The sequence below is a fragment of the Actinomadura sp. NPDC049753 genome, assembly GCF_040674655.1.
GTDB lineage: Bacteria > Actinomycetota > Actinomycetes > Streptosporangiales > Streptosporangiaceae > Spirillospora > Spirillospora verrucosospora.
The window spans coordinates 1-5066 of record NZ_JBFARL010000330.1; the positions used below are offsets into that span (position 1 = coordinate 1).

The 5066-nt window shown below is 75.0% G+C and carries 4 protein-coding genes and 1 pseudogene; 4 read left to right on the top strand and 1 reads right to left on the bottom strand.

The genetic code is table 11. The annotated features are described in order from the left end of the window. Positions 1-60 precede the first annotated feature (60 nt). Positions 61-909: a universal stress protein gene (locus AB0K37_RS40050; RefSeq protein WP_363990892.1), complete on the bottom strand. Its 849-nt coding sequence runs from the start codon at positions 907-909 to the stop codon at positions 61-63. Between the two features lie 260 nt (positions 910-1169). On the opposite strand from AB0K37_RS40050, the pseudogene AB0K37_RS40055 reads away from it, so the two are divergent. The 4 genes and pseudogenes from AB0K37_RS40055 to AB0K37_RS40070 all read left to right on the top strand — a co-directional run. Further along, positions 1170-1699: pseudogene (locus AB0K37_RS40055) on the top strand (heavy metal translocating P-type ATPase); the annotation flags it as partial. Between the two features lie 680 nt (positions 1700-2379). Next, on the top strand, positions 2380-2964 hold the full coding sequence (locus AB0K37_RS40060; protein WP_363990895.1) for a flavodoxin domain-containing protein: 585 nt from the start codon (positions 2380-2382) through the stop codon (positions 2962-2964). A gap of 127 nt (positions 2965-3091) precedes the next feature. Continuing rightward, positions 3092-3448, top strand: coding sequence for an STAS domain-containing protein (locus AB0K37_RS40065; RefSeq protein WP_363990898.1), 357 nt, complete (start codon positions 3092-3094; stop codon positions 3446-3448). Between the two features lie 206 nt (positions 3449-3654). Next, positions 3655-5066: MFS transporter (locus tag AB0K37_RS40070; protein WP_363990901.1), on the top strand; the 1412-nt coding region annotated here is incomplete at its 3' end.

The window sequence follows — 5066 nt, forward strand, 5'->3', positions numbered from 1 at the left end:
GCGCCCCGCGCAGCGGCGGCCCCCCGCGGCGCGCCCCCCCCGGGGGGGCCCCGGCCGGGGTCAGTGGGCGGGAACGACGGCGACGGGGCTCTGCACGTGGTGGATGACCCCGTGGCAGGTCGACCCGAGCTGGGGAGCGCTCCAGCGCCGGTCGTGGGCGCCGACCACCACCAGGCGGGCGCTCCGCGAGGCGTTGGCCATCGCGGTCACCGGGTGCTCGAGGACGATCTCGTCGGCGACCTCGACCCCCGGATGCGTGCGCCGCACGGGCTGGTAGGCCGCGGCGACCTCCTTACGCAGATCGTCCTCGATCTGGTCGGCGTCGACGGCGTAGCCGGCCTCGATCAGCGTCGCGAACGTCTGCCACGCGTGGACGACGCGGAGTCGGGCGCCGTGGAGCGCGGCCGCCTCGAAGGCGTAGTCGAGGACCGGATCCATCTGCCGGGCCAGGTCGATCCCCACCACGACCTCGCCGCGGTCGGCGCCGCCCCCGCGCACGATCACGACCGGCACCGCGGAGTGGCCGGCCAGGCGCAGGCTGGTGGACCCCAGCAGCAGGCTGGAGAACCCGCCCCGGCCGCGGCTGGCCACCACCAGCTCGAACGCCTTCTCCGACTGCGCCCGCAGGGCCTGCCACGCCTCCTCGGCCGCCAGCTCGGTGGTGATCTCCAGGTCCGGCCACCGCTGCTGGATCCGCTCGCGCGCGGCCGCCAGGAGCGTGCGCCCCGCGCGGGTCATGCGCTCGGCGGTGTCGGGCGGCGCGAACAGCGGCGTCTTGTAGGGCCAGCTCTCCACGGCGTGGACGATGTGCAGGGGGCGCTCACGCGAGGCGGCGTCGGCGGCGGCCCAGTCGAGGGCGCCCGCCGCCTCGTCGGAACCATCGGTCCCGACGACGATCGGCTCGGACATCGGTTCTCCTCCCGGCTCAGCAGCTGTCGCTTCCTTCGGCGCGACCCCGCGCAGAGCGGCACGGCCGCTCCTTTCCACGCTCCGTCGCAGGTCGCGCGCGTCCCTAGGGACGAAGGTCCCCGTCTCCGGCACCCCCTCGTCCCGCCGGTGACGAGCCGACCGCCCCTGCGACCCGCGGTCGCGGCCTGCAAGCGTGGACGGCACGGACTCACACAGGCGGCGAGGTGGGCGAGCCCTTCGCCGGGGCCGTGATCGCCGTGATGCTCACCGGGGGCCGGCTGTTGGAGGAGCGGGCGGGGCGGCGCGCCCGCCGCGATCCCGGGGCGCTGCTGTCGCTCGCGCCCCGGGTGGCGCACCGCCGGACCGGCACCGGCCTGGACACCGTCGACGTCTCCGAGGTGCGGCCGGGCGAGCTGCTGCTGGTCCGCGCCGGAGAGACCGTGCCGGTGGACGGGCTGGTGGAGCGCGGGACGGCGGTGCTGGACGAGTCGACGCTCACCGGGGAGCCCCTGCCGGTGGAGCGCCCCGCGGGGGACGCGGTGCGCGGCGGCACGGTCAACGCCGGGGACCCCTTCGAGCTGCGCGCGACCAAGACGCCCGGTCCAGCACCTACGCCGGAATCGTCCGGCTGGCCGAGGAGGCCGCGGCCGAGAACGCGCCGTTCATCCGGATGGCCGACCGGTACTCGGCCCTCTTCATCCCCGCCACCCTGCTGCTGGCCGGCGCGGCGTGGATCGCCGCCGCCGACCCCGTCCGGGCGGTGGCGGTGCTGGTCGTCGCCACTCCCTGCCCCCTGATCCTCGCGGCGCCCATCGCCTTCGTCTCCGGCCTGTCGAGGTGCGCGCGGCGGGGGGTGGTCGTGAAGGGCGGCGGCACGCTGGAGCGGCTCGCGGGGGCACGGGTGCTGCTGTTCGACAAGACCGGCACCGTCACCACGGGGCGTCCCGCGCTCACCGAGATAATCCCCGCCGATCCGGCCCGCGGCGAGGACCCGCTGTTCCTCGCGGCCTCCCTGGACCAGGTGTCCCCGCACGTGCTGGCCTCGGCGATCGTCCGCGGCGCCCGCGGCGCGGACGTTCCGGCTGCTGCGCCGGGCGGGGATCGGCCGGGCGGTGATGGTGACCGGCGACCGCGCGGACGTCGCCGGGCCGATCGGCCGGCTGGTGGGGGCCGACGCCGTGCACGCCGGCCTGTCGCCGGCCGGGAAGGTCGAGGTCGCCCGGGACGAGAGCGCCCGCGGACGACCTGCGGCGGACCGTGCAGGAGCTCTACGCCGTGCTCCGTCTGCACTTCGCCCAGGAGGAGGAGAACTACTTCGTCCTCGCCGACGTCCACGACCCGGCCGGCCCCTGACCGGCCGATCATCTGCCGGCCGCGCCCGCACGCCGCGCACGCCCGGGACGTTCGACTCTGGAGGCGGGCACCGCCGGAGACGAGGCTTGAGGCAGGACACCGCCGGAGGTGAGGCAATTGACGATCTTGGTGGCCTACGCGAGCGCCAACGGCTCCACGGGGAGCATCGCCGGGCGGATCGGCGCGGTGCTGGCCGAGCGCGGTCTCCGGGCGGACGTCCGCCCCATGGCCGAGGTGGAGGACGCCGGAGCCTACGAGGCGTTCGTGCTCGGCAGCGCGATCCACGACCGCGCCTGGCTGCCCGAGGCGCTCGGCTTCCTCGCGCGCGAGAGGGACGCCCTGGCCCGCCGGCCGGTGTGGCTCTTCAGCGTCGGGATGCCGGCCGTCCTGCGCGGCCCGTGGAGGCACTTCGGCGCCAAGGAGGAGGGCCTCCTGCGGGACGAGCTGCGGACGAGGGTCGACGCTGTCGACCACCGCCTGTTCTCGGGCGTCTTCCTGCGCGAGCACACGTCCCTGGTAGGGGATCTGCTCTTCCGGGTGCTGGGATGCCGGTACGGCGACTACCGGGACTGGCCCCGGATCGACACCTGGGCGTCGACGATCACGGCGAGGCCGGCGCTCTTCGAGCGGCGCCGCCCGCGCGCCGGTCACCCCTCACCCGTCGAGGACGACCGGCCCTCCCGTCCGCTCAGCCCGCGGTGAGGCGCGGCGCTCGACGGACGGAAGGGCGGGCGGACTTCGGCAGGACGACGCGGGGACCTAGGTCCCTGGTGGCGGGCCTCCCGGCAATGGAGTCTTGGGGCATCAGGGAAAGGCCTAGGGGGAAGCCATGGGCACGCAGGGGATCCGCTTCGCAGCGTTCGGGGAGCTCGTCACGTCGATCGACGACGGCGACGGAGCGGCGCGCGTGACGGCCCGCGGCGAACTGGACATCGCCTCGTCCGCCGCGTTCGGCATCGAGCTGGCGAGGCTGATCGGCGAACGGGGGCCGGACGTCGTGGTGGACGTCTCCGACCTGACCTTCTGCGACGCGCGGGGCCTCGCGGCGCTCGTCGCCGCCGACGATCTCGCGCGCGGCCGCGGCGGGGCCGTCACCCTGACCGCGCCACGCCCGCAGATGGCGAAGATCCTTCGGCTCACCGGCCTCGACCGCCGGTTCACGCCGGCCCGCACGGCCGTCCGCTGAAGCGCTCCCGCGCGGGGTCTCCGGACGGGCGAGAGCAACCCGGATCAACCACCGCGAGTACCCATACCCCGTATTAGTCAGCCCGCGGACCGCGGGGAGTGCAGCACATCACATCACTGATCTCTTCCTGAGCTTGTTGTTTCGGCGATACCCCCCTAGGGTAAGCCGCATCGTGCAGATACCCCCTAGGGGTAATAGGAGGAGACATGTCCGCTCGTTCCGCGCCGCCCGCCACCCGCCGGTGGTGGGCGCTGGCGCTCATCGCGACCGCCCAGTTCATGGTGATCATGGACACCTCGATCATCGGGGTGGCGCTGCCCCGCATCCAGGACGACCTGGGCTTCTCCCAGGAGAACCTGTCCTGGGTGTTCAACGCCTACGTCGTCGCCTTCGGCGGCCTGCTCCTGCTCGGCGGCCGGCTGTCGGACCTGTTCGGGGCCCGCAGGCTGTTCTCGGCCGGCTGGGTCGTCCTGCTCGGCGGCTCCGCGGTGGCCGGGGCCGCCGGCACCGTCGCCGTCGAACTGACCGGCCGCGCGCTTCAGGGCGTCGGCGCCGCGCTCATCGCGCCCGCCGCGCTCACCCTGCTGATGATGCTGTTCGGCTCCGAACCCCGCGAGCTGACCAAGGCGCTGTCGCTCTACGGCGCCGCGGCTCCCGCCGGGGGCACCGCCGGGGTGTTCCTCGGAGGCGTCATCACCGAGTACGCGGCCTGGCCGTGGGTCTTCTACATCAACATCCCCATCGCCCTGCTGGCGCTGGCCGCCGCGCCGGCGCTGATGCCGGGGGGCGGCGGGAGCGCCCGCGGCTCGGTGGACGTGGTCGGCGCCCTCACCGTCACCGCCGGGCTCGGCGCCGTCGTCTTCGCCGTCGTCCGCGCCCCCGAGGTCGGCTGGGACGCGGCGGCGACCTGGGCCGTGCTGGCCGGCGGGCTCGTCCTGCTCGGCGCGTTCCTCGCCGTCCAGGCGTCCCGCCGCACCCCGCTGATGCCGCTGTCGATCTTCCGTGCGCCGAACCTGGGCGCCGCGAACCTCGCCCAGCTCCTGCTCGGCGGCGCGTGGATCCCGATGTGGTTCTTCCTGAACCTCTACCTGCAGCGGGTCCTCGGCTACAGCGCCTTCCCCGCGGGGGCCGCGCTGGTCCCGATGACCGCGCTGATCATGCTCGGGATGATCGTCCTGGCGCCGCGGGCCATCGGGCGCCTCGGCTCCAAGGGCGCCGTCGTCACCGGGCTGCTGGTGCTGGCCGCCGGCATGGGCTGGCTGGCGCTCATCCGCCCGGACGGGAACTACTGGGTGGACGTCCTGCCCGCCTCGCTGGTGGCCGCCCTGGGCATGTCCCTGGCCTTCATCCCCTCCCTGGGCACCGCGCTTTCGGCCGCCCGTCCAGAGGAGGGCGGCCTGGCGTCCGGCATCGTCAACACCAGCTACCAGGTCGGTTCGGCTCTGGGCCTGGCCGCGATGACCGCCATCGCCGCCTCCTTCGGCGCCGACCGGATCGGCGACCTGCCCGCGCTCACCGACGGCTTCTCGGCGGCGTTCGCCGGCGCGGCGCTGGTCGCGCTCGCCGGCGCGGCGCTGGCCGCCGTCACCCTGCGCACCCCGCGGCCCGAGGGCGCGCC

Bases quoted from the DNA above. Each gene is read 5' to 3' on its own strand.
- AB0K37_RS40050 (WP_363990892.1), bottom strand. From the start codon at position 909: ATGTCCGAGCCGATCGTCGTCGGGACCGATGGTTCCGACGAGGCGGCG.
- AB0K37_RS40065 (WP_363990898.1), top strand. From the start codon at position 3,092: ATGGGCACGCAGGGGATCCGCTTCGCAGCGTTCGGGGAGCTCGTCACG.